Origin of the sequence: Pseudomonas sp. NPDC088429, assembly GCF_044753305.1 — a bacterium.
Lineage (GTDB): Bacteria > Pseudomonadota > Gammaproteobacteria > Pseudomonadales > Pseudomonadaceae > Aquipseudomonas > Aquipseudomonas rustica.
Genome location: NZ_JBIVMX010000045.1, coordinates 18,884 through 45,647 on the forward strand (window position 1 = coordinate 18,884; position 26,764 = coordinate 45,647).

A 26,764-nucleotide genomic window follows, 5' to 3' on the forward strand; every position below is an offset into this window, starting at 1 on the left:
CTTTTCGGCTGATTACGCTGGGATAGGTAATAGCACGAACCGGACTACTTTTCTTTGATCGCTGTGCTGTCGGTGATTTCGAAGCGCAGCACGCCGATCACTTGGCCATCCTCGGTCAACACGCGCACCTGCCATTTGCCCGCAGGGTTGCCGGGGAAATTCTGCTTGTGCGTCCACGCCCGGTAGCCTTCCTTGCGCCCGCCGTGGATGTCGAGCGGGATGCGATCGACCTCTTTGCCGTTGAACTGCCAGACGTGATAAATCCGCTCATCGAGCCCGCGTGGCGCGTTGATCGCGGTGTAGGCGTAGAGGCCATCGCCACGAATCTGCTCGGCGCTGACCGTGTCGAGGCTGGCGCCGGGGGTGCGATCCTGCAATTGCGTGCTGATCGCCACGTCGGTCATCCACAGCGTCGCCGGCGGCACCCACGAACGCAGCACCCAACCGACGCCACCGATGCCGACGGTGATGCACAGAATCGCCAGCGCGTTGCGCACCGTGCGGATCGGGAAGATCGACGCCAGACTCGGGAACGACAACAGCACGGCAATGCCCAGCGCCCACTTGAAACTCTGCGAGGTGGTCAGGTGCATGATCACCGGCAACGCGGTGAGCAGGGCGGCGAACAGGGTCAGGGTGTGCAACGCGAGGAACGCCCAGCGCCGTGGCGCCAGCCATTTGTAGTAGAGCGGATCGACGATCGAGATCAGTGCCGCGACGCTGAGCAGTCCGGTGAAAACCAACTGACCGCTGTTCCACGTCGTGGTGATGAAGAAGAACGGCAGAACGAAAAACAGGCTTTCCTGGTGGATCATTTGCGTTGCGTAACGCAGCAACGGCTGGGGAATTTCCCGTTTGAAGATGCGGGTGAACAGGCCGGTGAGGGTGTTTTCCAGCATCAGCCAGATCCAGCTGAGCAGCATGATCACCGTGATCCAGCTCGCCAGCCCCTGCTGACGATCGACCATGATGAAACTGCCGACCCCGGAGATAAAACCACCGAGCGCAATGACCCCGGGATAGCGCTTCATCAGTTCGAGAATGCGCTGGATCAGGAGCTGTATTTTCGGCATGTCGGGGTTCACAACGCTGTAGGAAAAATCCTCGACAGAGTAGCGCCCGCCGGGCGCTGTGGCGAGGCTGCCGGTCACTTAAAACCAACGCATTCCCTTGTAGGAGTGAGCCTGCTCGCGATAGCGGTCTTTCAGTCACTGCTTATGCGGCTGATACACCGCTATCGCGAGCAGGCTCACTCCTACAGGATTAGTGTTTGGCCGGCCGGCGGCGGTGGTGCAAACGCCAGCCGATCAGGATCAGTAGCACCAAGCCCAAGCCACCCGCACTCAACCACAACACCTGATCATCACTGATCAACGGCTTTTCAATCCGCAAATACCCCGGCTGCAGCAGCAACTCGCGCATGGCTTTGTTCGCCGCTTCCAGCGTCACCCCTTGCAGCTCGCGCGCCGGGTTGGCGAAGCGGCCGTCCTCGTAGTCGCTCAGGGCACTCCAGTAATAATCCGCCATCGCGCTATTACCTTGCACCGACCACGCCTGATGGGCGATGGATGCCTGTTTGATCCGCGCAAAGGTCGCCGGGTCGAGACCGTTTTTCAGCAGGTCGGCCTTGAGGTCTTCCAGCACCTGGATGGCTTCGTCGACGTCATCGCGATCCAGATCAGCGTTCAGGCTCATGAAGCCGACACCACCAAACACTTCGCGCTCAGCCCACGGCCCGTACGACAAACCGTGGTTGAGGCGGATCTGCCGGTACAGCGCCCAGTCCAGATAATCCTTGAGGATGTCGAACGTCTCATCGTACTGATCGTCAATCACCGGTTCCGGCACCAGCCAGTGCAGCTTGGCGCTGTCGCCGATAAAGCCACGGGTGAGGGTGCGCTCATGCGCGGCGCTGGTGCGGATGTCCGGCAATGGGCGATGTTCGCTCGGCTCAACCGCTTCGAGCGCGCCCCAGGCGCGTTCGAGATAGGCCGGCAGCAGTTTGTCGAGTTCACCGACGACGATCAGGGTCATGTTGTTTGGCGCGTACCAGGCCTTGCGCACCTTCTCCAGCTGCTCTTGGGTCAGGTGGCCGACCTCGGCGCGTTGCGGGCATTTCAGGCCCAGTTCGACGGCGAGCTGATTGCTCGCGGTGTGGCCGAGATCCTGGCGATCGAGGAAGCGTTGCAGACGCGTGTAATGGCCGCCGTCCTCGCGCTCGACCACGCGTTTGGCGGCGTTGATCGCGTTTTCGTCGATGCGTGTTTGCGTGAGCAGATCGAGCAATAGGTCGAGCACCTTGCGCTGGTTCTTCGCCGGGGCTTCGATAACGAACGTGGTGTCGGCGTTGCTGGTAAAAGCGTTCCAGTCACCGCCCAGTGCCTGCATGCGTTCCTCTAAACCACCTTCGCCGGTGGCGTCGATGCCGCTGAACAGCAGATGCTCGAGCAGGTGCGGCAGCTCTTTGTCGTCGCAATCGAAATCGTCGAGGCCAACGCCGACCACCAAGCGGATCGCCACATGTCCGCGTTCAGTGCCGGGCTTGAGCAGCAACTGCAAACCGTTGGGCAGCGCATAGCCTTCGACCTGAAAACGATCCAGGGCGAAGGCGGGCAGGGAACCGAGCAACAGACAGGCGAACAACAGGCAACGCATAACAGGCTTCCATACGGCTGATTTGGAGATCCGTGTCGTCAGTCAGGGCCCCATCGCGAGCAGGCTCACTCCTACATTTGGAATGCGTCCCCCTGTAGGAGTGAGCCTGCTCGCGATAGCGGCCTGAAGGCTGAATCAATGTAACTGACTAAACCCAGCCGTAAAACGTTCAAGGCGAATGCGTGATGTCGGCAATATCATCCGACGCCAGCGCCCCGGTGTCCGCCGTTTCCAGCACCACATACGCACTGCCGCAAAACAGCGAATTCAAACGTTTCATGTCAGCAATCAACTCCAGGTGCAGCGAACTGGTTTCAATACTCTGCACGATCTTGCGTTGCAAACGGCTGACATGCGCGTGGGCCAAACGGCGTTCCTGCGCGCGGAAGCGGCGTTTCTCACGCAGCAATTGCCGGGCGCTTTCACGATCACCGCTGAGAAACACCGACAGCCCCAAACGCAGGTTGGAGATCAATTGCTGCTGCAGCCCGGCCAGATCTTCCAGGCCTTCTTCGGAGAACGAGCGGCGCTGCGAGGTTTTCTGCTGCTGGATCTTGCGCAGCATGCGTTCGATCAGATCACTGGCGAGCTTCAGGTTGATCGCCAGTTCGATGATCTCGGCCCAGCGTCGACTGTCTTGCTCGCCGAGGTCTTCGCGCGGCATCTGCGCCAGATACAACTTGATCGCGCTGTACAGCGATTCGATGTCGTCGGTCTGCCGGCGGATTTCCTGAGTGACCGCGGTTTGCTTGCCGCGCAGCACATCGAGGGTGGCGTCGAGCATGTTTTCCAGCAGATCGCCCATGCGCAGAGTTTCCCGCGCGGCGTTGGCCAGCGCCAGACTCGGTGTGACCAGCGCGGTAGCATCGAGGTGACGCGGTTTGGCGGTGCCGTTGAGCTCCGGTCGCTCCGGCAGCAGCCACGCGCAGAGTCGCGCCATCGGGCCGACGCTCGGCAGCAGAATCAGGCAGCGCGCGGTGTTGTAGAGCAGGTGGAAGCCGATGACCATTTCCTGCGGGCTGAAATCGAGGCTGTCGATCCAGTGCACCAGCGGGTCGAGCACCGGGATGATCAGCAGCAGGCCGATCAGTTTGTACAACAGACTGCCCAACGCCACTTGCCGGCCAGCGGCGTTCTGCATGCTGGTGCTCATGAACGCCAGCACGCCGCTGCCGATGTTGGCGCCGATCACCAGACCGATCGCCACCGGCAGACTGATCACCGCTGCGCCGGCCAGCGTCGCGGTGAGCAGCACGGCGGCGAGGCTGGAGTAGGAAATCATCGCGAACAGCGCGCCGACCAAGGCGTCGAGAAGGATATCGCCGGTCAGCGATGCGAAAATCACCTTCACGCCCTGAGCGTGGGTGATCGGCGCGGCGGCCTCGACGATCAGTTGCAGCGCGAGAATGATCAGCCCAAGACCGATCGACACCCGACCCATTTGCCCGAGCCGCGTCTGTTTGCGCGACAGAAAGAAAATCACCCCGAGAAAAATAAGCAGCGGCGACAGCCACGACAGGTCGAAGGTCAATACCCGCGCCATCAGCGCGGTACCGACGTCGGCGCCGAGCATGGTCGCCAGCGCCGGGGTCAGCGCCATCAGGCCCTGGCCGACGAAAGAGGTGACGAGCATGGCGGTGGCGTTGCTGCTCTGCACCATGGCGGTCACGAGGATGCCGGCCACGAACGCGAGCCAGCGCTTGGACATGTTCTGGCCGATCACATGGCGCAGATTGGTGCCGTACACCCGCAGGATGCCGGTTCGAACGATGTGCGTGCCCCAGATCAGCAGGGCGACGGCGGAAAGCAGATTGAGCAGGGTGAGCATGCAGACCCCCTGTAATAGCAGTGCCCCAAAGGAGCAAGTTGACGGTACCGCGCGGTTTCTACGTTTTTGATACTTAAGCTGTAGTTGGCTAACGGACTGGGCGCCAGCATTGCACAGCTAAAGTGTTGATTGAAACAAAAGTGTCATGAAAAGCGCTTCATGCACCCACCCGAATCCACCACAAAACCTTGTAGGAGCATGGCTTGCCAGCGAAGGCGTCTATTCAGCCAACATTGATATTGCTGACACTCCGCTTTCGCTGGCAAGCCATGCTCCTACAGGGGTTGCGGTGTCTGGATATCGCCCAAAACAAATGTGGGAGCGAGCCTGCTCGCGAATGCGGTGGGTCAGCCAACATTGCTGTCGGCTGACACTCCGTCTTCGCGAGCAGGCTCGCTCCCACAAGGGTGTTGCGTTTTACTGGCCCGGGATGTCCTTGCGCAGTTTCACCGGATCTTGCTGCTTTTTCTTGCGGGCAATCGCGCCGCGCAGTTTGATGTTGATCGCCTCAACCGCCAGCGAGAAGCCCATGGCGAAGTAGACGTAGCCTTTCGGCACATGCACGTCGAACGACTCGGCAATCAGCACGGTACCGACCACCAGCAGGAACGACAGCGCCAGCATCTTCAGCGACGGGTGCTTGTCGATGAACTCGCTGATCTTGCCCGACGCCAGCATCATCACCAGCACCGCCACAACAATCGCCGCGACCATCACCGGTACATGGGAAACCATGCCGACAGCAGTGATCACCGAATCCAGCGAGAAGACGATGTCGATAATCGCAATCTGAATGATGGTGTAGAGGAAGTTGCCGCCCTTGCCGCCGGGGGTGTCGTCGCTTTCGTCTTCACCTTCCAGCGCGTGATACATCTCCTGCGAGCTCTTCCACAGCAGGAACAGACCACCAAAGAACAGGATCAGGTCGCGACCGGAAATGCCCTGGCCGAACACTTCGAACAGGTCGGCGGTGAGGCGCATGACCCAAGTGATCGACAGCAGCAACAGGATCCGCGTGATCATGGCCAGGCCAAGACCGAAGATCCGGGTGCGCTGCTGCATGTGGTTAGGCATGCGGCTGACCAGGATCGAAATCATGATGATGTTATCGATGCCGAGGACGATTTCCAGGGCGGTCAGGGTGAAGAAGGCAACCCAGATTTCGGGGTTGGTCAGCCATTCCATGTGTATTCCTTTGAGCGTGTGTTAAACCAAGACGCCAGCAAGCAGCTGGCGTGTTGGTGAGTTGATGCCGTTACAAAGTGCTGAACAGCGGGAAAGTCCCCAACAGCAATGCCGCCACAAGTATGCACATGCAGACCAGCACTGCCCACTTCAGGGTGAAACGTTGATGGTCACCGAATTCGATACCGGCCAAAGCCACCAGCAGGTACGTCGACGGCACCAGCGGACTGAGCAAGTGGACGGGCTGACCGACGATCGAGGCACGTGCCATTTCCACAGCGGTGATGCCGTAATGGCTGGCCGCTTCGGACAACACCGGCAACACACCGTAGTAGAACGCGTCGTTCGACATGAAGAACGTGAACGGCATGCTCACCAGCGCCGTGATCACCGCCAGGTACGGGCCGAGGAAATCCGGAATCACTGCCAACAGGCTTTTCGACATGGCGTCGACCATGCCGGTTCCGGAGAGGATACCGGTGAAGATACCCGCAGCGAAAATCAGACTGACCACCGACAGCACGCTACCGGCGTGGGCCGCGACACGATCCTTCTGCATTTGCAGGCACGGGTAGTTGACGATCATCGCGATACTGAACGCCACCATGAACAGCACCGGCAGCGGCAACAGGCCGGCGATCAGCGTGCACATCAGCATCAGAGTCAGCAGGCCGTTGAACCAGATCAGCTTCGGACGGCGGGCATCCGGGAATTGCGAGACGCTGATTTCGCTGTGATCCATTTCATCGCCGATCAGATGCAGTTCACCGAGGCGCGCACGCTCACGTTTACCGTAGAAGTAGGCAATGATCAGGATCGCCACCACACCGGCGGCCATGGCCGGGATCATCGGCACGAAAATGTCCGACGGATCGACATGCAGCGCACTCGCCGCACGGGCGGTGGGGCCGCCCCACGGCGTCATGTTCATCACGCCACCGGCAAGAATGATCAAACCGGCCATGATCCGCGGGCTCATGCCGATGCGGCTGTACAGCGGCAGCATGGCGGCCACGCAGATCATGTAAGTGGTCGCGCCGTCACCATCGAGGGAAACCACGAGCGCCAGCACGGCGGTGCCGACCGAGACTTTCAGCGGGTCGCCTTTGACCAGTTTGAGGATCTTGCGCACGGCCGGGTCGAACAGGCCGGAGTCGATCATCAGGGCGAAATACAGAATGGCGAACATCAGCATCACGCCGGTCGGCGCCAGCTTGGTGATGCCTTCGAGCATCATCGGGCCGATCTTCGGTGCAAAACCACCGAATAGAGCGAACAGAATCGGGATCACGATCAGAGCGATCAGCGCGGACAGGCGCTTGGTCATGATCAGGAACATGAACGTGATGACCATGGCGAAGCCAAGGAAAGTCAGCATGGGAATACTCCAAGCGTAGCGCGGCTAGTGAGGTGAGCGGATCGGCGAGGGATCAGCGCAGAACGGCAAGCACGAGACGTACGGGCGGAGTTACAGCGAGGAGGCGGGCTACAGAGGACATCAGAATCACCATTGTTGTTGTTAATTGGGCCGCGCGAGCGAGACATCACACGCATTGGCCAACCGGTCTGTTGCCGGAAGTGGAGGCGATCCTAATCGCGGAAGCTTTCAGCTACCTTTCGCTGGTGAAAGCTTTGAATGAACGGTCAACCGGCCGTCGGATGCGAACTTGAGTCAATAAACACGGGAGGAGGGCGTTCAACATGAGCCAATTGCACAGCGGCGGCTGCCATTGCGGAAACATTCGTTATCAGTTCAGCGGGCCGTTGCATGACATCGCCCACTGCCATTGTTCGATCTGCCGCAAGGTCAGCGGCGGGATTGTCACGACATGGATCAGCGTGCCGGCGGCGAATTTCCAATGGCTCGCCGGGACGCCGTCGCGGTATGACTCGTCGCCAAGTTGCGCGAGGTTCTTCTGCCCGAACTGTGGCGCGCAGCTGGCGTTGGTCACATTGCTCAGCCCCGAGAGCATCGACGTGACCATCGCCACGCTGGATCAGCCGGAGCTGGCGCCGGCCGAGCGGCATATCTGGACGGACAGCCAATTGCCGTGGCTGCGTCTGGACGAACATCTACCGGGTGAAGCCGAAGAAACGCTTTGATTAGAAAACAGACAGATCCAGCGGCCGGATCGCGCCCATCCAGATCGCGTGCTCCGTGTGGTCGAGCAAGTCATTCCCCGTGTCCGGGTGCAGAAACACCACCAGGCCTTTGCGGTTCAGCGCCAGCCACGGCAGCACATCGGCAATCAGCTCGGGGCCGAAGGCCAGTTGGCAGCTCCAGTCCGGGTGCGGGCCGACCGGGCGTTCGTGGACGCGGCCCATTTTCAACGGAAACAACTGCGCGCCCTGCTCGCACAATGTCCGCGCTTGCTCAATGGTGCTGGCGTCGAAATAGATGTGGGCGTGATAACCCTTGATCGCTTGCATCTGAAAGCCTCTGAATCGGTTCGAACCCTCGGCGTTACCCGTATGTCACACGCCATACAAGGGATAACAAAAGGGATCAGCCATGAAAAATGCCGAAACCCCGGCGGTAAAAGTGGTGCTCTATGGTGCCATGAGTAGCCTGGGCGGTGCGTTGATGGCTGAGTTGCTGCGCCGTCAGCACGAAGTCATCGCCATCCTCGACGACCTCACCGCGCTTGCGCCGCGTCCGGGTTTGCGCACCAAAAGCGGTGATCTGTTCGATTCCGAGCGGGTTAATCAAAGTGTGGCAGGCAGTTCGGCGGTCATCTGTTTATTGGATGCGCCGGGGTTGCCGTTCAGTAGCGACCACGTTGAACGCTCAGTGGTGCTCGGGCCGGTTGAGCAAGTATTGGCCGTAGATGCTTTGGTCGACGGTCTGCAAGCGGCGAATGTTTCGCGACTGTTTTTGGTAGGAGAGTTTTCGGTGCTCGACGAACCGGAACTGGACGATCGCCTGCAACGCCACGCCGCCGAGGAAATCCGTGAAGCGCTGCAAAGCAGCCCGCTGCAGTGGACGCTGGTCAATGCGCCGCATGGCGTGGCCGGGCTGACGATTGAGCATTTCAGTCAGGTTGGCGGCAATCTGGAACCGGGATTGGCGGAGCCCCTGGAAAGACTGAATCGCGTAGCGGTGGGGATTGCTGATGAGCTGCGGCTGAATTTGCATGTGGGTCAGCATGTAAATTTTGTGGCGGCTTCAGACTCGTAAAAGATCGCAGCCTTCGGCAGCTCCTATAGGGGACCGCGTTCTTAATGTAGGAGCTGCCGCAGGCTGCTTTTGACTTTCAAACCGCGATCGAAGGCAGTGCGAGTCCATCAAGCGATTCGGCGCTGCTCGCCTGCTCCGCCATCAACCAATCCACAAACTGTTGAATCAACACCCCACGCCGTTTGCGCTGCGGCAACACCACGTAATACCCCAACCGCGACAGCGTCGTTTCAGCAATTGGCCGACACAACAAACCCTGACTCAGCAAGTTATCCACAAGGTGCCGCCAGCCAATCGCCACGCCTTGCCCGCCGATCGCCGCTTGGATCAACAGCGTGTAATTGTCGAAACGCAACTGCCCCGGCGCCGGCGGCGTGGAGATGCCCAACTCGCGGAACAGACCACTCCAGTCAAACCAGTTGCTGCTGTTTTCACCGCGCAAATGCAACAACGGCAACTCAAGCAACGCCTGAGCGGGCAAGGGCAGGGCACGTTCCTTGAGCAATTGCGGGCTGCACACCGGGAATACTTCTTCGCTGAACAACCAATGGCTCTCGCCCTGCTTGAAGCGCCCGTCGCCAAACAGGATCGCCACGTCGATGTCGGTGCGCAGCATGTTGTGGTTGCGTTCGCTGGTGACCAGGCTGACGTCGACGTGGGGATTGGCCTCATGGAAGCGGTGCAGACGCGGCATCAGCCAGTACGCGGCGAAGGCGAAGTCGGTGGCAACTTGCAGTACCTCATGTTGCTGCTGTGCGCTGATCGCGCTCAACCCGGCGTCGATATTCTGCAAACCCAGGCTAACTTGCTCGAAAAGGATTGCACCGACTTCGGTTAACTCGATGCCTCGGTAGATGCGATCAAACAGCCGCGTGCCGAGCTGTTCCTCCAGCCGTTTGATCTGCTGGCTGATCGCCGGTTGCGTGGTGCCCAATTCGACCGCTGCCGCAGTAAAACTGCGATGACGAGCGGCGGCTTCGAAGGCGCGTAGCAGGTCGAGCGACAGATCGCCCAAGGCTTCATACATAAGCTGTGCTTATCCTAGTCATTGCCCGGCGCGGGCTTTACCCGACAGAGCATGGACTCCATGCTCGATCGCAGCAATGTCGCATAAATATTCACTATGGAATGCCGCGATCACATGAAGCGCAAGAATATTCTTTTCATCATGGCCGATCAGATGGCCGCGCCAATGTTGCCGTTCTACGGCCCTTCGCCGATCAAACTGCCGAATCTTTCCCGCCTCGCCGCCCAAGGCGTGGTGTTCGATGCCGCTTACTGCAACAGCCCGTTGTGCGCGCCGTCGCGTTTCACTTTGGTCAGCGGCCAGTTGCCGAGCAAGATCGGCGCCTACGACAACGCTGCCGATTTCCCTGCCGATGTGCCGACCTACGCCCACTACTTGCGCCGTCTCGGCTACCGCACGGCGCTGTCGGGCAAGATGCATTTCTGCGGCCCGGATCAGTTACACGGTTATGAAGAGCGTCTGACCAGCGACATCTACCCGGCCGATTACGGTTGGGCGGTGAATTGGGATGAGCCGGACGTGCGGCCGACCTGGTATCACAACATGTCCTCGGTATTGCAGGCCGGGCCGTGCGTGCGCACCAACCAGCTCGATTTCGACGAAGAGGTGGTGTTCAAAGCGCAGCAGTACCTGTTCGATCACATCCGCGAAGATGGCGATCAGCCGTTCTGCCTGACTGTTTCAATGACTCACCCACACGACCCGTACACAATTCCCAAAGCGTTCTGGGATTTGTACGACGATGCCGATATCCCTTTGCCTACAACCCCGGGTCAACACGAACTAGATCCGCACTCGCAGCGCCTGCTCAAGGTCTATGACCTGTGGGATAAACCGCTGCCTGTGGATAAGATTCGCGATGCGCGTCGGGCGTATTTCGGGGCGTGCAGTTATATCGACGCCAACGTCGGCAAACTTCTGCAAACCCTCGAGGAAACCGGGCTGATCGATGACACCATCATTGTGTTCTCCGGTGACCACGGCGACATGCTCGGCGAGAAAGGCCTCTGGTACAAAATGCACTGGTATGAAATGGCCGCCCGCGTGCCGCTGTTGATCAGTGCGCCGGGCCAATTTGGTGCCGGTCGGGTCAGCGAGGCTGTGTCTACCGCTGACCTGTTGCCGACCTTTGTGGAACTGGCCGGCGGCACCCTGGAGCCGGGCTTGCCACTGGATGGCCGCTCGCTGGTCTCGCATCTGCAAGGGCAGGGCGGCCACGACGAAGTGTTCGGCGAATACATGGCCGAAGGTACTGTCAGCCCGTTGATGATGATCCGTCGCGGCGCCTACAAATTTATCTACAGTGAAAGCGACCCTTGCCTACTCTTCGACGTAAGCAACGACCCGCGCGAACTGGAAGAACTCAGTCAATCGCCGCAACATCGCCAGCTGTTCGACGATTTTCTCGCTGAAGCACGGGCCAAATGGGACATTCCGGCGATTCACCAAGAGGTGCTCGCCAGCCAGCGCCGCCGCCGTTTCGTTGCCCATGCGTTGACCATCGGCAAGCTGAAGAGCTGGGACCACCAGCCGCTGGTGGACGCCAGTCAGCAGTACATGCGCAACCATATCGACCTCGATGATCTGGAACGCAAAGCACGTTATCCACAACCCTGCCAAAACCAATAATGTTAAGGGGAAGTCCATGCGTAAGTTATCCACAGTAGTGACGGTTGGCCTGCTCGCACTGAGCAGCGCTGCGGCCTTCGCCGAGCAAAGTTGCGACACGGTGAAAATGGCCGACCCGGGCTGGAGCGACATTGCCGCGACCAACGCGATCACCGGGTTTCTGCTGGACGGCATGGGCTACAAGGCCAAGGTCGACACCCTCGCGGTGCCGATCACCTTTGGCGGTTTGAAGGATGGCCAGGTGGATGTCTTCCTCGGCAACTGGATGCCGGCGCAGCAGGGCTTCTACGACAAGTTCGTCGCTACCGGCGATGTCACGCAACTGGCGAAAAACCTCGACGGCACCGAGTTCACCCTCGCCGTGCCGGACTACGTGTGGGATGCGGGTGTGCATAACTTTGCCGATCTGAATAAGTACGCCGACAAGTTTGATCGCAAGATTTACGGCATCGGCTCGGGTGCGCCGGCGAATATCTCGTTGCAGGAAATCATCAAAAAGAACGACTTCGACCTGGGCCAGTGGAAGCTGATCGAGTCCAGCGAACAGGCGATGCTGGCGGAAGTGTCGCGAGCGGTGAAGAAACAGAAATTCGTCACCTTCCTTGGCTGGACGCCGCACCCGATGAACGTGCAGTTGAAGATGCATTACCTGAAGGGTGGCGAGAAATACTTTGGCGACACCGGCAGCGTGTTCACGTTGACGCGTAAGGGTTATGCCGAGGCATGTCCGAATGTGGGTAAATTGCTGACCAATCTGTCGTTCACGCAGGAGATGGAGAACAGCATCATGGCTGAGGTGGTGAACAAGAAGGTCACTAATGCCGCGGCGGCGAAGGCGTGGATCAAGGCGAATCCGGCGGTATTGGATAAGTGGCTGGACGGGGTGAAGACGGTAGACGGGAAGGATGCGTTGGCGGCAGTAAAAGCGAAGCTTTGATTTAGCGCGCACCGATCGTTCCCACGCTCCGCGTGGGAATGCCTCAACGGACGCTCCGCGTTCGGCTTTGAATGGGACGCGGAGCGTCCCGGGCTGCATTCCCACGCGGAGCGTGGGAACGATCAGCATAACGGGCTGATACCCTAGCTAAAAATTTCAACCGCGAGGATCCATGGCCTTCCCCAGCCGCCACTCTCTCTTCCCCTTCCTCACCTGGCTCCCGAGGCAATCCCGCGCCAGCGTAGGACGGGATCTGATCGTCGGCCTCAGCGGCGCAATTCTCGCGTTACCCCAGTCGATTGCCTACGCACTGATCGCCGGTCTCCCACCCGAATACGGCTTATACGCTGCAATCATCCCGGTGTTGATCGCCTGCCTGTGGGGCTCATCGTGGCACCTGATCTGCGGACCGACCGCCGCTATTTCCATCGTGCTGTTCGCCAGCGTCAGCCCTTTGGCCGTGCCGGCGTCGCAGGACTACATCACCCTCATTCTTCTACTGACCTTCCTCGCCGGAATTTTCCAGTGGCTGCTCGGCCTGCTGCGCTTCGGCGCGCTGGTGAATTTCGTCTCGCATTCGGTGGTGCTCGGTTTCACCCTCGGTGCGGCGGTGGTGATCGCCATTGGCCAATTGCCGAACCTGTTGGGGCTGGAGTTATCGGCGAAAGCCACGGCGCTGGCGAGTCTGATGGATCTGCTGCAACACCTCAGGGCTGTGGATAAACCTTCACTCGTTCTCGGCGTGGCCACAGTGGTGGTCGGCGTGTTGCTGAAACAATTGCTGCCGCGCTGGCCGACGCTGTTGATCACGCTGGTGCTCGCCAGTCTGTTGGTGTGGCTGTGGCCGGCGATGTTTGGCCATGTGCATCTGGTCAGCGCCTTCGTCGGGCGCTTGCCGCCGTTCAGTGCGTTGCCACTGGATCTGGACTTGATCCTGCGCTTGCTGCCGAGCGCCGTGGCGGTGGGCATGCTCGGGCTGGTTACCAGCCTGTCGATCGCGCGCTCGATTTCGGCCCGCTCGCAGCAGTTGCTCGACGCCAATCAGGAAGTCCGCGCGCAGGGTCTATCGAATATTGTCGGGGCGTTTTTTTCCGGGTCGTTATCGGCCGGATCGTTTACCCGCTCGGGATTGAGTTATGAGGCCGGCGCCTGTTCGCCACTGGCCGGGGTGTTTTCGGCGATCTGGGTGGCGCTGTTTGCGATTTTCGGTGCGGGGCTGATTTCACACATTCCGATTCCCGCCATGGCCGGCAGCATTCTGTTGATTGCCTGGGGACTGGTCGATCATCGCGGCATCCGCGCATTGCTGCGGGTCAGCCGTGCCGAGTTCGTGGTCATGGCGCTGACCTGCCTCGCGACATTGTTACTGGAATTGCAGACGGCGATTTATGCCGGGGTGCTGGCGTCGCTGTTCTTCTATCTCAAGCGCACCTCGCAGCCGCGCGTGCAGCATTGGCGTGACGGTGAGGATGATGTGTTGCGGGTCGGCGGCTCGATCTTTTTCGGCGCTAGCCATTATCTGCAAGTACGCCTGCAACGGATGCACGGCGCGCGGGTGGTGATCGAGGCGCAGCAGATCAACTTCATCGATTATTCGGGGGTGGAGATGCTGCATCAGGAGGCCCGGCGGCTGTTGAGCCAGAATCGTAGCCTGACCTTGCGTCGGGCGCGGCCGCAAGTGGTGGAGGAATTGAGGAAGCTTGAAGGGCCGGAGAAATGTCCGATCCGGTTTGAGGATTGATCTGATAGCACCGCATAACCCTGTAGGAGTGAGCCTGCTCGCGATAGCGGAGTGTCAGTTGATAGGGTTTTATCTGACACTCCGCTATCGCGAGCAGGCTCACTCCTACAAGGATTATTGCGCTAGTTGGCGGCGCAGTTCGGCCAATACTGGCGCCGTATCGGGCCGCACACCCCGCCACAGGAAGAACGCCTCGGCGGCTTGCTCGGCGAGCATCCCCAACCCATCCATCGACACCGCCGCGCCATGCTCGCTGGCCCAGCGGCAGAACGCCGTCGGTTCCTTGCCGTACATCATGTCGTAGCACAGGGTTTTGCCCGGTTCGATCAGGCTCGGCGCAATCGGCGGTACATCACCGGTCAGGCTCGCCGACGTGGCATTGATGATCACGTCCACCGGCTCACGCAACCAGTCAAAACCACTGGCGGATACCGGCCCGAGGTCGCAGAACAACTCGGCCAGCAACTCAGCCTTGTCCACCGTGCGATTGGCGATGATCACCGAGGCCGGTTTCTCCGCCAGCAACGGCTCCAGCGCGCCACGTACTGCGCCGCCCGCACCGAGCAGCAAAATGCGTTTACCGGTCAGGCTGAACCCGGCATTCACCGTCAGATCCCGCACCAGTCCGGCGCCGTCAGTGTTGTCGCCGAGCAATGAACCGTCGGCGAGTTTGCTCAAGGTGTTCACCGCGCCAGCACGTTCTGCTCGGGCGGTCAGGCTGTTGGCCAAGCGATAAGCGTCTTCCTTGAACGGCACGGTCACATTGGCGCCGCGACCTTGTACGAAAAAGGCGTCAGCACAGCCGGAAAAATCGTCGAGCGGCGCCAGCAGGGTGCTGTAGTCGAGGCTCTGACCGGTCTGCTCAGCGAACAACTTGTGAATCATCGGCGATTTGCTGTGGCCGATCGGGTTACCGAAAACGACGTAACGATCCATCAGAAATCCTCAGGCTTCGGCCAACCAGTCGCGGTCTTGCAGGAAGTACTCGGTCAGGCGCGCTTCTTCGCTGCCCGGTTCAGCCTTCCAGTCATAGCCCCAGCGCACTTGCGGTGGCAGCGACATCAGGATCGACTCGGTACGTCCGCCCGATTGCAGGCCGAACAACGTGCCGCGGTCATAAACCAGGTTGAACTCGACGTAGCGCCCACGGCGGAATTCCTGGAACTCACGCTGCTGCGCGGTGAACACATCATTTTTGCGGCGCTGCACAATCGGCAGATAAGCATCGATGTAGGCGTCGCCGATGGCGCGCATGAAAGCGAAACTGGTGTCGAAGTCCCACTCGTTCAAGTCATCGAAGAACAGCCCGCCGATGCCGCGCGGTTCGTGGCGGTGCTTGATGTGGAAGTAGGTGTCGCACCAGGCCTTGTAGCGCGGATAAACGTCGGTGCCGAATGGCGCGCAGGCTTGCTCGGCGATGCGATGCCAGTGGATGCAGTCTTCTTCGTTGCCGTAATACGGGGTCAGGTCGAAGCCGCCACCGAACCACCAGACCGGCTCTTCGCCTTCTTTCTCGGCGATGAAAAAACGCACATTGGCGTGAGACGTCGGCACATGCGGGTTGTGCGGGTGGATCACCAGCGACACGCCGAGGGCCTCGAAACCGCGACCGGCCAATTCCGGGCGATGGGCGCTGGCGGACGGCGGCAGACCGCTGCCGAAAACGTGGGAAAAGTTGACGCCGCCCTTTTCGATCAGCGTGCCGTTCTCGATCACGCGGGTGCGACCGCCACCGCCGGCAGGCCGGGTCCAGGCGTCTTCGACGAAGCGCGTGCCGCCGTCTTCGCTTTCGAGTGCGGCGCAGATGCGGTCTTGCAGGTCGAGCAGATAGGCCTTTACGGCGTCGGTGCGGGTCGTCATGGCTTCACCTTGAATCGGGCGGCGCCCCGCAGGCGGGCGACGCAAATGGGCGCGTAGCATACCACCGCAGAACAGCGCGCCGCAGTTGACGAAGATCAAGCATGGGAGTTGGATAGGGGGTTCACGAAAGACCCAAGGAGAGCAGGCAGATGGCAAAGCGTATCCAGTTCCGCGCCCACGGCGGCCCCGAAGTGCTCGAATTTGTTGATTACGAACCCGCCGCACCCGGCCCGAATCAAGTGCGCGTGGCGAACAAGGCGATTGGCCTGAATTTCATCGACACCTATTACCGCAGCGGTCTGTATGCGCCGCCAGCCTTGCCATCCGGCCTAGGCGCCGAAGGTGCAGGCGTGGTTGACGCGGTCGGCAGCGGCGTCACCCGTTTCAAGGTCGGTGATCGCGTGGCCTACGGCAGCGGCCCGTTGGGCGCCTACAGTGAGTTGCACGTTTTGCCTGAAGCCAATCTGGTGAAACTGCCGGATGAAATCAGTTTCGAAACCGCCGCCGGCGTGATGCTCAAGGGCCTGACCGTGCAGTACCTGCTGCGCCAGACCTATGAATTGAAGGGTGGCGAAACCATTTTGTTCCACGCCGCTGCCGGTGGTGTCGGTTCGCTGGCCTGCCAATGGGCCAAGGCGCTGGGCGTGAAGTTGATCGGCACCGTCAGCTCGAAAGAGAAGGCTGAGCTGGCAAAGGCCAATGGCGCTTGGGCGACCATCGATTACAGCCACGAAAACGTTGCCGAACGCGTGCTGGCGTTGACCGATGGCAAGAAAGTCCCGGTGGTTTACGACGGTGTGGGCAAGGACACGTGGCTGACGTCGCTGGACAGCGTTGCACCGCGTGGTTTGCTGGTGAGTTTCGGTAATGCGTCGGGCGCGGTGGACGGCGTGAATCTGGGGATTCTTGCGGCGAAGGGTTCGCTGTACGTGACCCGGCCGACGTTGGCGACTTACGCCAATAACGCGGAGAACTTGCAGCGGATGGCGGATGAGCTGTTTGAGATGATCATCAGCGGCAAGATCAAGGTGGATATCAGCCAGCGTTATTCGTTGGCTGAGGCGGCTAAGGCGCAGACTGAGTTGTCGGCGCGACGCACCACAGGTTCGACAATTCTGTTGCCTTGATTGGCCCCATCGCGAGCAGGCTCACTCCTACAGGGGAACGCATTCCAAATGTAGGAGTGAGCCTGCTCGCGATGGAAGCGACGCGGTCTTAAGCCGGGCGCACAATGTTGCCCGTGGCCAAATCACGAATCAGGCTCGGGTTCTTGCGCCCACCCAATTCCCCGCCCAACACCAGATCAATCTGCCCACGGAAATACTGTTCAACACGCAACCGCGTGCGCGCTGCCGGGCGCCCTTGCGGGTTGGCCGAGGTCGAAATCAACGGCCCGACCATCGAGCACAGATCACGCACCTGCGGATGATCGCTAACGCGCAGCGCCACCGTGTCGTGCACACCCGTCACCCATTCCGGCAACAAGCCCTGATGCGGCACCAGCCAGGTGTTCGGTCCCGGCCAGGTGCTAGCCATGCGGTCGAGCCACTCTTGCGGGAAGTCTTCGAACAGGAAATCGAACTGGCGAATGTTGTCGGCGACCAGAATCAGGCCCTTATTGACCGAGCGATTCTTGATCGCCAGCAGCCGATCCACCGCTTCTTCATTCCACGGGTCGCAACCCAGGCCCCAGACGGCTTCGGTTGGATAGGCAATCACCGCCCCGGCGCGAATCTCTCGTGCGGCTTGTTGCACACGCCAACTGTTGACCATGAAAAAACTCTCCACAAACAGGTTTCGCGCAGTTTACCGATCTTCCTTGTAAAACCTAGCTCACCCGCGCAAACCAGCGGCCGTTTTCACTCACCGCGCGGCCATCCATTTCCAGTTCGGTCAGCGCTGCCAGCACTTTCGGTAACGCCCAGCCGCTGCTGTCGGCCAGACCTTCGCTGGTATGCGGCGCGGCGTGCAGCAACATCAGCAGTGGATGATCGACTTGCGGCGTGTTTGTGGACAGCGGCAAACGCTGCCAGCCGCGCAGGGCTTCGAGGATGTGCTCGATGGTTTCCACCAGCACCGCGCCATCGCGAATCAATTGGTGACAACCGCGCGCGCCGGGGTGATGAATCGAGCCGGGAATCGCGTAAACCTCGCGCCCCTGTTCTGCCGCCAGCCGCGCCGTGATCAAGGATCCGCTAGCAACGCTGGCCTCGACCACCAGAACGCCAAGGGACAAACCGCTGATGATCCGGTTGCGCCGGGGGAAGTTGCTCGCGGTCGGCCCGGCGTCCAGCGGAAACTCCGAAAGCACCGCGCTGCCGGACGCAATCATCGCGTCGCAGAGGCGTCGATTGCGCTGTGGATAAAAGTTTTCCAGCCCGGTGCCGAGCACCCCGACGGTCAGCCCGCCGACATCCAGCGCAGCTTGATGCGCAGCGGCATCAATGCCCAGCGCCAGACCGCTGGTGATGACAAAACCGGCCCCGGCGAGGCTGCGGGAAAACGCCGCCGCCGTGTCCATTCCCGGACGCGAAGCGCGGCGGCTGCCGACCATCGCCAACTGCGGTTTCTCCAAAATCAGTGGATCACCGGCGACAAACAGCAGCGGCGGTGGATCCGGAATCTGTGCCAGCAGTGCCGGGTAATCCGGCTGATCCCACATCAGCAAATGATGCTCCGGCCGCTCTAGCCAGCGCATTGCGTGGCTGGCGCCATCGCGCACTTGCGGGCAACGCCGCGCTTCGGCACTCGCCGCCGGCATTCCCAGCGAACGCCAGGCACTCGCGGGCGCGCTGATGGCTTTTGAGGCCGAGCCAAAGGCTTCGAGCAATTTGCTAAAACGCTTCGGACCGATTTCCGGCAAGCGGTGCAGGCGCAGGCGCGCTTCCAGTTCTGCCGGGGAAACCGGCGTGGAGGCAGACATCATCATGGATCATCCTTGATCGTTATAAGCTCCGAACCATTCGGAACAAGCTGTGGATAACTCTGTTGGTAACTTGTGAAGCAAGCTTACGGATTTCGCACCTTGTCGAGCACCGCCAGCGAGCGCGATGCGTTAAGGACGAGGCCGTAACTGAGTTTGTCGTAGGTGCGGAACACCATCAGCAACCCGGCGCGTTCGTCGGGAATTTTCAGCGGTTGACCAGTGATGCGGTCGCGCACGGTTTCGCCGGTTTTCATGACCTCCAGCACGTTGCCTTCGACCAATCCGTCGCGTTTACCCTTGTTCAGGGTGACCACGTCCATCACGCCGATCTGAGTGACGCCGCGTGGCACGTCGATGATCACGCCGTTGATTTGGGTGGCGGGCGCGCTGGGCATGAACGTCGAGTTGATTGAACGCTCTTCGCCGCTGAACAAGCGGTCGCCGAGGCGCACTTCCTGCGTGGTGCGTTGCAGGGCCAGGGTGGCGACGTCACCTTCGGTCGCGACGATTTCACCGCCGCCGATGTCGTCGGCGTTAATGCCGAGGAACTCCTGGGTCTGCGGATCGGTGTAGACCTTGCCTTGGCGGAAGATGCCGTAGACCGGTTGATTCGGGTCGAAATGGCCGCGCGCGTAGATGCGGTCGCCGGTGCCGCTGAGCACACGCTCGGCATCGCCGGCGACGATATACGGCGCCTTGTCGAAATCTTCGGCCTTGTCGACGATGCGGTTGCTCAGCAGAAAACTGTTGATCGATTTCAGTGGAATGCTCGGAATCGCTTCGGCCACCGGGCTGGTGCGAATCCGTGGTGAGAGTTTGATGGTGCCGCGCGACTCGCCGCGATTGAGCGTCAGACGCGGCTGGCCATTGACGTAGCTGAGCGTCAGCGTGTCGCCGGGATAGATCAGGTTGGGGTTCTCAATTTGCGGATTGGCCCGCCACAACTGCGGCCATTGCCAAGGCTCGCGCAGGTATTTGCCGGAAATGTCCCAGAGTGTGTCACCCGTAACCACCGTGTATTGCTGTGGAAAACCATCCCTGAGTTGCACTTGCCCTTGCGCTACGCCGGCCGAAGCCAGCAACAGCAGGGCGAGTAGTGTTTTCCTCATGCAGTGAATCCCTTTATCATGTGCGTTCGCGTGAACCGTCAGAGCCCCCGTGGCTCGCTTGAGCAAAATGCACAAGCTACGCTTCACAAACGGTAGCCTGCATCTTCGGACCTGCCAGGCCATCGACCCGACTTTACTCAACACGTGCAGCAATCAAAGCCTATGGCCATTTTAGACATCCTCGAATTTCCGGACCCGCGTCTGCGCACTATCGCCAAACCTGTGGCTGTAGTGGACGACGAAGTGCGTCAGTTGGTCGACGACATGTTTGAAACAATGTATGAAGCGCCGGGCATCGGCCTCGCCGCGACCCAGGTCAACGTGCACAAACGTATCGTCGTGATGGACCTTTCCGAAGACCGTACCGAGCCCCGGGTGTTCATCAACCCCGAGTTCGAATCGCTGACCGAAGAAATGGAGCAATACCAGGAAGGCTGCCTCTCGGTACCGGGTTTCTACGAAAACGTCGACCGCCCGCAGAAGGTCAAGATCAAGGCGCTGGATCGCGACGGCAAGCCCTATGAACTGATCGCCGAAGGCCTGCTCGCGGTGTGCATCCAGCACGAATGCGACCACCTCAACGGCAAATTGTTCGTCGATTACCTGTCCACGCTCAAACGCGACCGGATCAAGAAGAAACTGGAAAAGCTCCACCGCCAGAACGCTTGATGCCCCTCCTTCAAAGGCTTGCTGCGGCAAGCCTTTTTCTTTTCAAGAGACGCCTTCCATGACTGAGCCACTGTGCATCGTTTTTGCCGGTACCCCGGAATTTGCCGCCGAACACCTCAAGGCCCTGCTGAGCAGCCCTTACGAGATCGTTGCGGTCTACACCCAACCGGATCGTCCGGCCGGTCGCGGGCAAAAACTGATGCCGAGCCCGGTCAAACAGCTCGCGCTGGAAAATAATATCCAGGTGTTGCAGCCGCCGACGTTGCGCAACGCTGACGCTCAAGCCGAGCTGGCCGCGCTGAAGCCGGATTTGCTGGTGGTGGTCGCCTACGGCCTGATCCTGCCGCAAGCGGTGCTGGATATTCCGCGCCTGGGTTGCATCAACAGTCACGCCTCGTTGCTGCCACGCTGGCGCGGTGCGGCGCCGATTCAGCGCGCCGTCGAACACGGTGATGCCGAAAGCGGCGTGACCGTGATGCGCATGGAAGCTGGCCTCGACACCGGGCCGATGCTGCTCAAGGTCGTCACGCCGATCACGGGCGAAGACACTGGCGGCTCCTTGCATGATCGCCTCGCCGAGATGGGCCCGCCGGCCGTGGTGCAAGCGATTGCCGGTCTGGCCGCAGGCACGCTGGAAGGCGAAGTGCAGAACGATGAGCTCGCCACTTACGCGCACAAATTGAACAAAGACGAAGCACGCATCGACTGGAGCCGTCCGGCGGTTGAACTGGAGCGACTGGTGCGCGCCTTCAACCCATGGCCGATCACCCACAGCACCCTCAACGGTGAAGCGCTGAAAGTGCTGGCGGCGACCATTGCCGAAGGCAACGGCGCGCCGGGTGAAATCCTCAGCGCCAGCAAGGACGGCCTGGTCGTCGCGTGCGGCGAACAGGCGCTGTGCCTGACCCGCCTGCAGTTGCCCGGTGGCAAAGCGCTGAACTTCAGCGATCTGTTCAACAGCCGTCGCGAGAAATTCGCTGTCGGCACGGTGCTCGGCGCAGCGGTGGACGCGCAATGAACCCGCGTCTGGCCGCCGCCAAGGCACTCGCCGCCGTGCTCAGCGGCAAAGCTTCGCTGAACAGTTCGCTGCCGACACAACTGGACAAGGTTGAAGATCGCGATCGCGGTTTCACTCAGGATCTGGCGTTCGGCACCGCGCGCTGGCAGCCGCGCCTGTCGGCACTGGCGGAAAAACTTCTGCAGAAGCCGTTCAAAACCGCCGATGCCGATGTCGAGGCGTTGCTGCTGGTCGGCCTCTACCAATTGCTCTACACCCGCGTGCCGGCCCACGCCGCCATCGGCGAAACCGTCGGTTGCGCCGACAAGCTGAAAAAGCCTTGGGCCAAAGGCCTGCTCAACGCGGTGTTGCGTAACGCTCAGCGCGAAAGCGAAACGATTTTTGCCGAACTGGAGCGTGATCCGGTGGTGCGTACCGCCCATCCGCGCTGGCTGCAGAAATCCCTCAAGGCTTTCTGGCCGGAACAGTGGGAAGCCATCTGCGAAGCGAACAACGCGCATCCGCCGATGATCCTCCGGGTCAACCGCCGCCATCACAGCCGCGACGCCTACCTCGGCTTGCTGACTGAAGCCGGGATTGCCGCGACGCCCTGCGTTTACAGCCGCGACGGCATCATTCTCGAAGCCGCCGCCGATGTGCGCAGCCTGCCGGGTTTCGCCGAAGGCTGGATCAGCGTGCAGGATGAAGCCGCGCAACTGGCCGCCGACCTGCTCGACCTGGCGCCAGGCCAACGCGTGCTCGACGCCTGCTGCGCGCCGGGTGGCAAGACTTGTCACATCCTCGAAGCCGAAGCGGCGCTGGCCGGCGTGGTCGCGGTGGATCTGGAAGCCAAGCGTCTGGTGCGCGTGAAGGAAAACCTTGAGCGCCTCGGCCTCAACGCCGAACTGATCGCCGCTGACGGTCGCGACACCGAAAAATGGTGGGACGGCAAACCGTTCCAGCGCATCCTGCTCGACGCGCCGTGCTCGGCCACCGGCGTGATCCGTCGCCATCCGGACATCAAGCTGACCCGTCAGCCGGACGACATCGTCGCCCTCGCGCAACTGCAAGGCGAGCTGCTCGACGCCATGTGGAAAACCCTCGAAGTCGGCGGCATTCTGCTTTACGCCACCTGCTCGACGCTGCCGACCGAGAACACCGAAGTCATCGCCGCGTTTCTTGAGCGCACACCGGGCGCCCGCGAACTGGATCTGGCCACCACGGCCGGAATCAAACAGCCGCATGGTCGCCAATTACTGGCCCAGCAGGGCGGGCATGACGGGTTCTACTACGCCAAGCTGATCAAGATCGCTGCCGCGCGCGGCTAAACGGATTCAATGGAGTGACTGGATGAAAATCATCATCCTCGGTGCGGGACAGGTCGGCGGTTCGCTGGCCGAGCATTTGGCCAGCGAGGCCAACGACATTACCGTCGTCGACACCGACGGCGAACGCCTGCGCGACCTCGGCGACCGCCTCGACATCCGCACCATCCAGGGCCGTGGCTCGTTGCCGTCGGTATTGCGCCAGGCCGGCGCGGATGATGCCGACATGCTGGTGGCCGTGACCAACAGCGACGAAACCAACATGGTCGCCTGCCAGGTCGCTCACACGCTGTTCCACACCCCGACGAAAATCGCCCGGGTGCGCGAAGCGTCCTACCTGAACCGCGAAGAGCAACTGTTCCAGAACGAAGCGATTCCGGTCGACGTGCTGATCAGCCCCGAGCAAGTGGTGACCAATTACATCAAGCGCCTGATTGAATATCCGGGCGCGTTGCAAGTGATCGACTTCGCCGGAGGTCAGGCGCAACTGGTCGCGGTGCGCGCCTATTACGGCGGGCCGCTGGTCGGTCAACAACTGCGCCAGTTGCGCGAACACATGCCGAATGTCGAAACCCGCGTCGCAGCGATTTTCCGTCGTGACCGGCCGATCTTGCCGCAGGGCGACACGGTGATCGAGGCCGACGACGAAGTCTTCTTCATCGCCGCGCGTGAGAATATTCGCGCGGTGATGAGCGAAATGCGCCGCCTCGACGAAACCTACAAACGCATCGTCATTGCTGGCGGCGGACAGATCGGTGAGCGCCTGGCCGAGGCCATCGAAAGCCGTTATCAGGTGAAAATCATCGAGATGAACCCGGCGCGCTGCCGCTACCTCTCCGACACCCTCGACAGCACCGTGGTGTTGCAGGGCAGCGCGTCCGACCGCGATTTGCTGCTGGAAGAGAACATCGCCGACGCCGATATCTTCCTCGCGCTGACTAACGATGACGAAGCCAACATCATGTCGTCGCTGCTGGCCAAACGGCTGGGGGCGAAGAAGGTCATGACGATCATCAACAACCCGGCCTACGTCGACCTGATTCAGGGCGGCGACATCGACATCGCCATCAGCCCGCAACTGGCGACCATCGGCACGTTATTGGCGCACGTACGCCGTGGCGATATCGTCAGCGTGCACTCACTGCGTCGCGGCGCGGCGGAAGCGATCGAGGCGATTGCCCACGGTGATGCGAAATCGAGCAAGGTCATCGGCAAACCGATCGAGAAGATCGGCCTGCCGCCGGGCACCACGATTGGCGCGGTGATCCGCAACGAACAAGTGATCATCGCCCACGACGACACGGTGATCGAGGCGGGCGACCATGTGATTCTGTTCCTTGTGGATAAAAAGCATATTCGCGATGTGGAGAAGCTGTTTCATGTGGGGTTGAGCTTCTTCTGAGGTTGATCGTTCCCACGCTCCGCGTGGAAATGCAGCCCGGGACGCTCTGTCCCAAGAGCGGACGCAGAGCGTCCATTGAGGCATTCCCACGCGGAGCGTGGGAACGATCACTGAAGCGAGGGTGCAAAAATGCTCGAATCCCTGGAAAAAATGCTCGCCAAGGGTGTGGATAACTCTCTGCTGCGCTTCGGCCTGGGCAAGGGCTATCTGGATCTGGGCGAAAACGGCAAAGCCGCCGAACATTTCCAGCGCTGCGTCGGCTTCGATCCGAAGTATTCCGCCGCGTGGAAACTGTTGGGCAAGGCGCAACTGGCGCTGGGCGACACTGCCGCCGCGCGTCAGGCATGGGAACAAGGTCTGGAAGCCGCTCGCGCCCATGGCGACAAGCAGGCCGAGAAGGAAATGACGGTGTTTTTGAAGAAACTCGATCGTCAGGCGCAGTGACGTTCTACAAGTAGCGCAAGCCGATGCCTTCGGCGTCGACCGTTACCACTTCCATTCGCACCCGTGGCGCGCCTGTGGGTAAATCCTGCACCTGGCCATAGACGACCGCGCCTTTGGGCAACGACGCCAGGCTCGGATGCTGCACATAGACCCCGGTTGGCGATAGATTGCGGGTTTGCCCGAGGCATTCGCCGAAGCTGTCGTGGGTGATTTTGATGCGGAAGGATTTGCGGTGTTCGGACATCTTGGTGCGCCCTTTTTGAACGGGTTGTGGATAACTGAAAGAGAAAGATCAAAAGATCGCAGCCTGCGGCAGCTCCTACAAGTTATCCACAGAGTGTGCCAACTTTTTCAGTACCAGCGTTCTTCGCCGGGTGGGCGCTTTTTGAAGCGCTTCATGCTCCACATGTACTGGCTTGGGTACGCAGCGACGTAGCGCTCGACGACTTTGCTCATTGCTGCGCAGGATTCGGCGGTATCGTTGCTGTACATGGCTTCGGGCGCGGCTTCGAGGATCACTTTGTAGCCAGAACCGTCGGGCAGGCGCAGCGCATGCAGGAACACGCCGACCGCTTTGCCACCGGCCAACATGTTCGGCACGAATTTGCTGGTCAGCGCTTGTGTGGCGAAGAACGGCACGAAGATCCCGGCGGATTCGGCCGGTTCCGGGTCAGCGGGGATGCCCACTGCACCACCTTTGCGCACTTCCTTGATCACGCTGAGGATGCCTTCCTTGGTGGAGGCGGCGACCTTGTTGCCCAGTTGCACGCGCTGTTTGCGCAGCAATTCGTCCACAGCCTTGAGCTTTGGCGGACGGTAGAAAATGATTGGTTTGCACTGGCTGCAATAGAAGTGGTTGAGCACTTCCCAGTTGCCGAGGTGGCTGGTGATGCCGACCACGCCTTTGCCCGAGGCCAAAGCGTCTTTGAGCACGTCGAGGCCTTCGACTTCGCGCACCAGATCGATCGAACGCTGCGCCGGCCAGATCCACGCGCAGGCGCTTTCGGTCAGCGACTTGCCGATGTCTTTCAGGCTCTGCCCGACCAGACGCTCACGTTCGGCCGGATCCATCTGTGGAAAACATTTGGCGAGGTTGATCCGCACCACGTCGCGGGAGCGGTTGGGGGTTTTCCACATGATCCAGCCGATCGCCGAACCCACGGCCTGCACGGCCCGCCATGGCAGCAGGGCAAACAGCCGCAGAGCGCCTACCAGCAAGGCGCCTTTAAACTTTTCCACAGGTCACTCCTGATCTTGTGCGGTGCGCGAGGCGGCCATTCTAACCGCCGTTGACGAGCTGCGCGTAGCGGTCGCAGTCGCGGGTGTGATCCATGACCATGCCCGAGGCCTGCATCAGCGCGTAGCAAATGGTCGGGCCGACGAACGTGAAACCGGCCTTTTTCAGGGCTTTGCTCATCGCCAGTGCTTCGGGGGTGATCGCCGGGACTTCGCTGCGATCCTTGAAATGATTGATGATCGGTTGGTCGTTGACGAACGACCAGAGGAAGGTCACCGGATCCTCCAGCGCCAGCCAGGCCTGGGCATTGCGGCGGGCGGCGTTGAGTTTGAGGCGGTTGCGGATGATCCCCGGATCGAGCATCAATTCGTCGATTTCGGCGTCGCTCATCTGCGCCACGCGCTGCACGTCGAAGCCGAACAGCACCTCGCGATAACGCTCGCGTTTGCGCAGCACGGTGATCCACGACAGGCCAGCCTGGAACCCTTCGAGCAAAAGCAACTCGAACAAACCCTGCGCATCGCGTAGCGGCGTGCCCCACTCCTGATCGTGTTTATCGTTTTACATCTGTTCTTATGTACAGTAAATGTTGTTTTTCTTTTTTGTCGTGTGTTT

At 60.5% G+C, this 26,764-nt stretch carries 25 protein-coding genes and 1 pseudogene; 11 read left to right on the forward strand and 15 right to left on the reverse strand.

The window, feature by feature from the left end:
• Positions 1-44 precede the first annotated feature (44 nt).
• The 5 genes from ACIP66_RS20060 to ACIP66_RS20080 all read right to left on the reverse strand — a co-directional run bounded on the left by ACIP66_RS20060 (position 45) and on the right by ACIP66_RS20080 (position 7,046).
• A complete protein-coding gene (locus tag ACIP66_RS20060; RefSeq protein ID WP_053125370.1) occupies positions 45-1,073 on the reverse strand; it encodes a DUF5924 family protein in 1,029 nt (342 codons plus the stop codon).
• 190 nt (positions 1,074-1,263) lie between these two features.
• Complete coding sequence (locus tag ACIP66_RS20065; protein ID WP_400650260.1) at positions 1,264-2,655, reverse strand: M16 family metallopeptidase; 1,392 nt, start codon at positions 2,653-2,655, stop codon at positions 1,264-1,266.
• A gap of 169 nt (positions 2,656-2,824) precedes the next feature.
• Complete coding sequence (locus tag ACIP66_RS20070) at positions 2,825-4,483, reverse strand: Na/Pi cotransporter family protein (RefSeq protein ID WP_053125366.1); 1,659 nt, start codon at positions 4,481-4,483, stop codon at positions 2,825-2,827.
• Positions 4,484-4,900: 417 nt separating this feature from the next.
• Entirely contained in the window at positions 4,901-5,668 is a 768-nt protein-coding gene (locus ACIP66_RS20075) for a TerC family protein (protein ID WP_400650262.1), read from the reverse strand.
• A 70-nt stretch (positions 5,669-5,738) separates the two neighbouring features.
• Complete coding sequence (locus ACIP66_RS20080; RefSeq protein WP_400650265.1) at positions 5,739-7,046, reverse strand: CitMHS family transporter; 1,308 nt, start codon at positions 7,044-7,046, stop codon at positions 5,739-5,741.
• Positions 7,047-7,369: 323 nt separating this feature from the next.
• Between ACIP66_RS20080 and ACIP66_RS20085 the strand changes: the two genes are divergently transcribed.
• Positions 7,370-7,771, forward strand: a complete 402-nt coding sequence (locus tag ACIP66_RS20085; RefSeq protein WP_400650268.1) for a GFA family protein — start codon at positions 7,370-7,372, stop codon at positions 7,769-7,771.
• On the opposite strand, the gene ACIP66_RS20090 is transcribed toward ACIP66_RS20085, so the two are convergent.
• Positions 7,772-8,098: a DOPA 4,5-dioxygenase family protein gene (locus tag ACIP66_RS20090; protein ID WP_400650270.1), complete on the reverse strand. Its 327-nt coding sequence runs from the start codon at positions 8,096-8,098 to the stop codon at positions 7,772-7,774.
• 82 nt (positions 8,099-8,180) lie between these two features.
• On the opposite strand from ACIP66_RS20090, the gene ACIP66_RS20095 reads away from it, so the two are divergent.
• Positions 8,181-8,846, forward strand: a complete 666-nt coding sequence (locus ACIP66_RS20095; protein WP_400650273.1) for an NAD(P)-dependent oxidoreductase — start codon at positions 8,181-8,183, stop codon at positions 8,844-8,846.
• Between the two features lie 76 nt (positions 8,847-8,922).
• Here ACIP66_RS20095 and ACIP66_RS20100 read toward each other — a convergent pair whose 3' ends face one another.
• Positions 8,923-9,873, reverse strand: a complete 951-nt coding sequence (locus tag ACIP66_RS20100) for a choline sulfate utilization transcriptional regulator (RefSeq protein WP_400650276.1) — start codon at positions 9,871-9,873, stop codon at positions 8,923-8,925.
• Between the two features lie 114 nt (positions 9,874-9,987).
• Here ACIP66_RS20100 and betC point away from each other — a divergent pair, with 114 nt between their 5' ends.
• The 3 genes from betC (at position 9,988) to ACIP66_RS20115 (ending at position 14,180) form a co-directional block, all read left to right on the forward strand.
• The gene (gene betC, locus ACIP66_RS20105; protein ID WP_400650277.1) at positions 9,988-11,502 is read left to right on the forward strand and encodes a choline-sulfatase; all 1,515 of its coding nucleotides are present in this window, start codon (positions 9,988-9,990) and stop codon (positions 11,500-11,502) included.
• Positions 11,503-11,518: 16 nt separating this feature from the next.
• Positions 11,519-12,439, forward strand: coding sequence for a choline ABC transporter substrate-binding protein (gene choX / locus ACIP66_RS20110; protein WP_400650279.1), 921 nt, complete (start codon positions 11,519-11,521; stop codon positions 12,437-12,439).
• Positions 12,440-12,611: 172 nt separating this feature from the next.
• Positions 12,612-14,180 carry a SulP family inorganic anion transporter gene (locus tag ACIP66_RS20115; RefSeq protein ID WP_400650281.1) on the forward strand — a complete coding sequence of 523 codons (1,569 nt, stop codon included), beginning with the start codon at positions 12,612-12,614 and terminating at the stop codon, positions 14,178-14,180.
• A 114-nt stretch (positions 14,181-14,294) separates the two neighbouring features.
• Here ACIP66_RS20115 and aroE read toward each other — a convergent pair whose 3' ends face one another.
• Together aroE and hemF are read right to left on the reverse strand one after the other, a co-directional pair.
• The gene (gene aroE, locus ACIP66_RS20120; protein WP_400650284.1) at positions 14,295-15,116 is read right to left on the reverse strand and encodes a shikimate dehydrogenase; all 822 of its coding nucleotides are present in this window, start codon (positions 15,114-15,116) and stop codon (positions 14,295-14,297) included.
• Positions 15,117-15,125: 9 nt separating this feature from the next.
• Positions 15,126-16,040: an oxygen-dependent coproporphyrinogen oxidase gene (gene hemF, locus ACIP66_RS20125; RefSeq protein WP_400650286.1), complete on the reverse strand. Its 915-nt coding sequence runs from the start codon at positions 16,038-16,040 to the stop codon at positions 15,126-15,128.
• Positions 16,041-16,189: 149 nt separating this feature from the next.
• On the opposite strand from hemF, the gene ACIP66_RS20130 reads away from it, so the two are divergent.
• Complete coding sequence (locus ACIP66_RS20130) at positions 16,190-17,167, forward strand: NADPH:quinone reductase (RefSeq protein WP_400650289.1); 978 nt, start codon at positions 16,190-16,192, stop codon at positions 17,165-17,167.
• An 88-nt stretch (positions 17,168-17,255) separates the two neighbouring features.
• On the opposite strand, the gene ACIP66_RS20135 is transcribed toward ACIP66_RS20130, so the two are convergent.
• The 3 genes from ACIP66_RS20135 to ACIP66_RS20145 form a co-directional block, all read right to left on the reverse strand.
• Positions 17,256-17,813: an L-threonylcarbamoyladenylate synthase gene (locus ACIP66_RS20135; protein ID WP_053125335.1), complete on the reverse strand. Its 558-nt coding sequence runs from the start codon at positions 17,811-17,813 to the stop codon at positions 17,256-17,258.
• A 55-nt stretch (positions 17,814-17,868) separates the two neighbouring features.
• Positions 17,869-18,969 carry a DNA-processing protein DprA gene (dprA, locus tag ACIP66_RS20140; RefSeq protein WP_400650292.1) on the reverse strand — a complete coding sequence of 367 codons (1,101 nt, stop codon included), beginning with the start codon at positions 18,967-18,969 and terminating at the stop codon, positions 17,869-17,871.
• Between the two features lie 80 nt (positions 18,970-19,049).
• Positions 19,050-20,075, reverse strand: a complete 1,026-nt coding sequence (locus ACIP66_RS20145; RefSeq protein ID WP_400650295.1) for a LysM peptidoglycan-binding domain-containing protein — start codon at positions 20,073-20,075, stop codon at positions 19,050-19,052.
• Positions 20,076-20,237: 162 nt separating this feature from the next.
• Here ACIP66_RS20145 and def point away from each other — a divergent pair, with 162 nt between their 5' ends.
• The 5 genes from def to ACIP66_RS20170 all read left to right on the forward strand — a co-directional run bounded on the left by def (position 20,238) and on the right by ACIP66_RS20170 (position 24,912).
• On the forward strand, positions 20,238-20,744 hold the full coding sequence (gene def / locus ACIP66_RS20150) for a peptide deformylase (protein WP_053125329.1): 507 nt from the start codon (positions 20,238-20,240) through the stop codon (positions 20,742-20,744).
• 58 nt (positions 20,745-20,802) lie between these two features.
• Complete coding sequence (fmt, locus tag ACIP66_RS20155) at positions 20,803-21,762, forward strand: methionyl-tRNA formyltransferase (protein WP_400650297.1); 960 nt, start codon at positions 20,803-20,805, stop codon at positions 21,760-21,762.
• Entirely contained in the window at positions 21,759-23,069 is a 1,311-nt protein-coding gene (gene rsmB / locus ACIP66_RS20160; RefSeq protein ID WP_212545436.1) for a 16S rRNA (cytosine(967)-C(5))-methyltransferase RsmB, read from the forward strand. The genes fmt and rsmB overlap by 4 nt, the downstream gene beginning before the upstream one ends.
• Before the next feature lie 22 nt (positions 23,070-23,091).
• Positions 23,092-24,468, forward strand: a complete 1,377-nt coding sequence (gene trkA / locus ACIP66_RS20165) for a Trk system potassium transporter TrkA (RefSeq protein WP_400650300.1) — start codon at positions 23,092-23,094, stop codon at positions 24,466-24,468.
• Between the two features lie 129 nt (positions 24,469-24,597).
• Positions 24,598-24,912 (forward strand): tetratricopeptide repeat protein, encoded by a 315-nt coding sequence (locus tag ACIP66_RS20170; protein ID WP_053125320.1) that lies wholly within the window; start codon positions 24,598-24,600, stop codon positions 24,910-24,912.
• A gap of 4 nt (positions 24,913-24,916) precedes the next feature.
• On the opposite strand, the gene ACIP66_RS20175 is transcribed toward ACIP66_RS20170, so the two are convergent.
• The 3 genes and pseudogenes from ACIP66_RS20175 to tag form a co-directional block, all read right to left on the reverse strand.
• On the reverse strand, positions 24,917-25,156 hold the full coding sequence (locus ACIP66_RS20175; RefSeq protein ID WP_053125318.1) for a PilZ domain-containing protein: 240 nt from the start codon (positions 25,154-25,156) through the stop codon (positions 24,917-24,919).
• 107 nt (positions 25,157-25,263) lie between these two features.
• Positions 25,264-26,151: a lysophospholipid acyltransferase gene (locus ACIP66_RS20180; RefSeq protein WP_400650304.1), complete on the reverse strand. Its 888-nt coding sequence runs from the start codon at positions 26,149-26,151 to the stop codon at positions 25,264-25,266.
• A 40-nt stretch (positions 26,152-26,191) separates the two neighbouring features.
• Positions 26,192-26,701: pseudogene (gene tag / locus ACIP66_RS20185) on the reverse strand (DNA-3-methyladenine glycosylase I); the annotation flags it as partial.
• Positions 26,702-26,764: the final 63 nt, after the last annotated feature.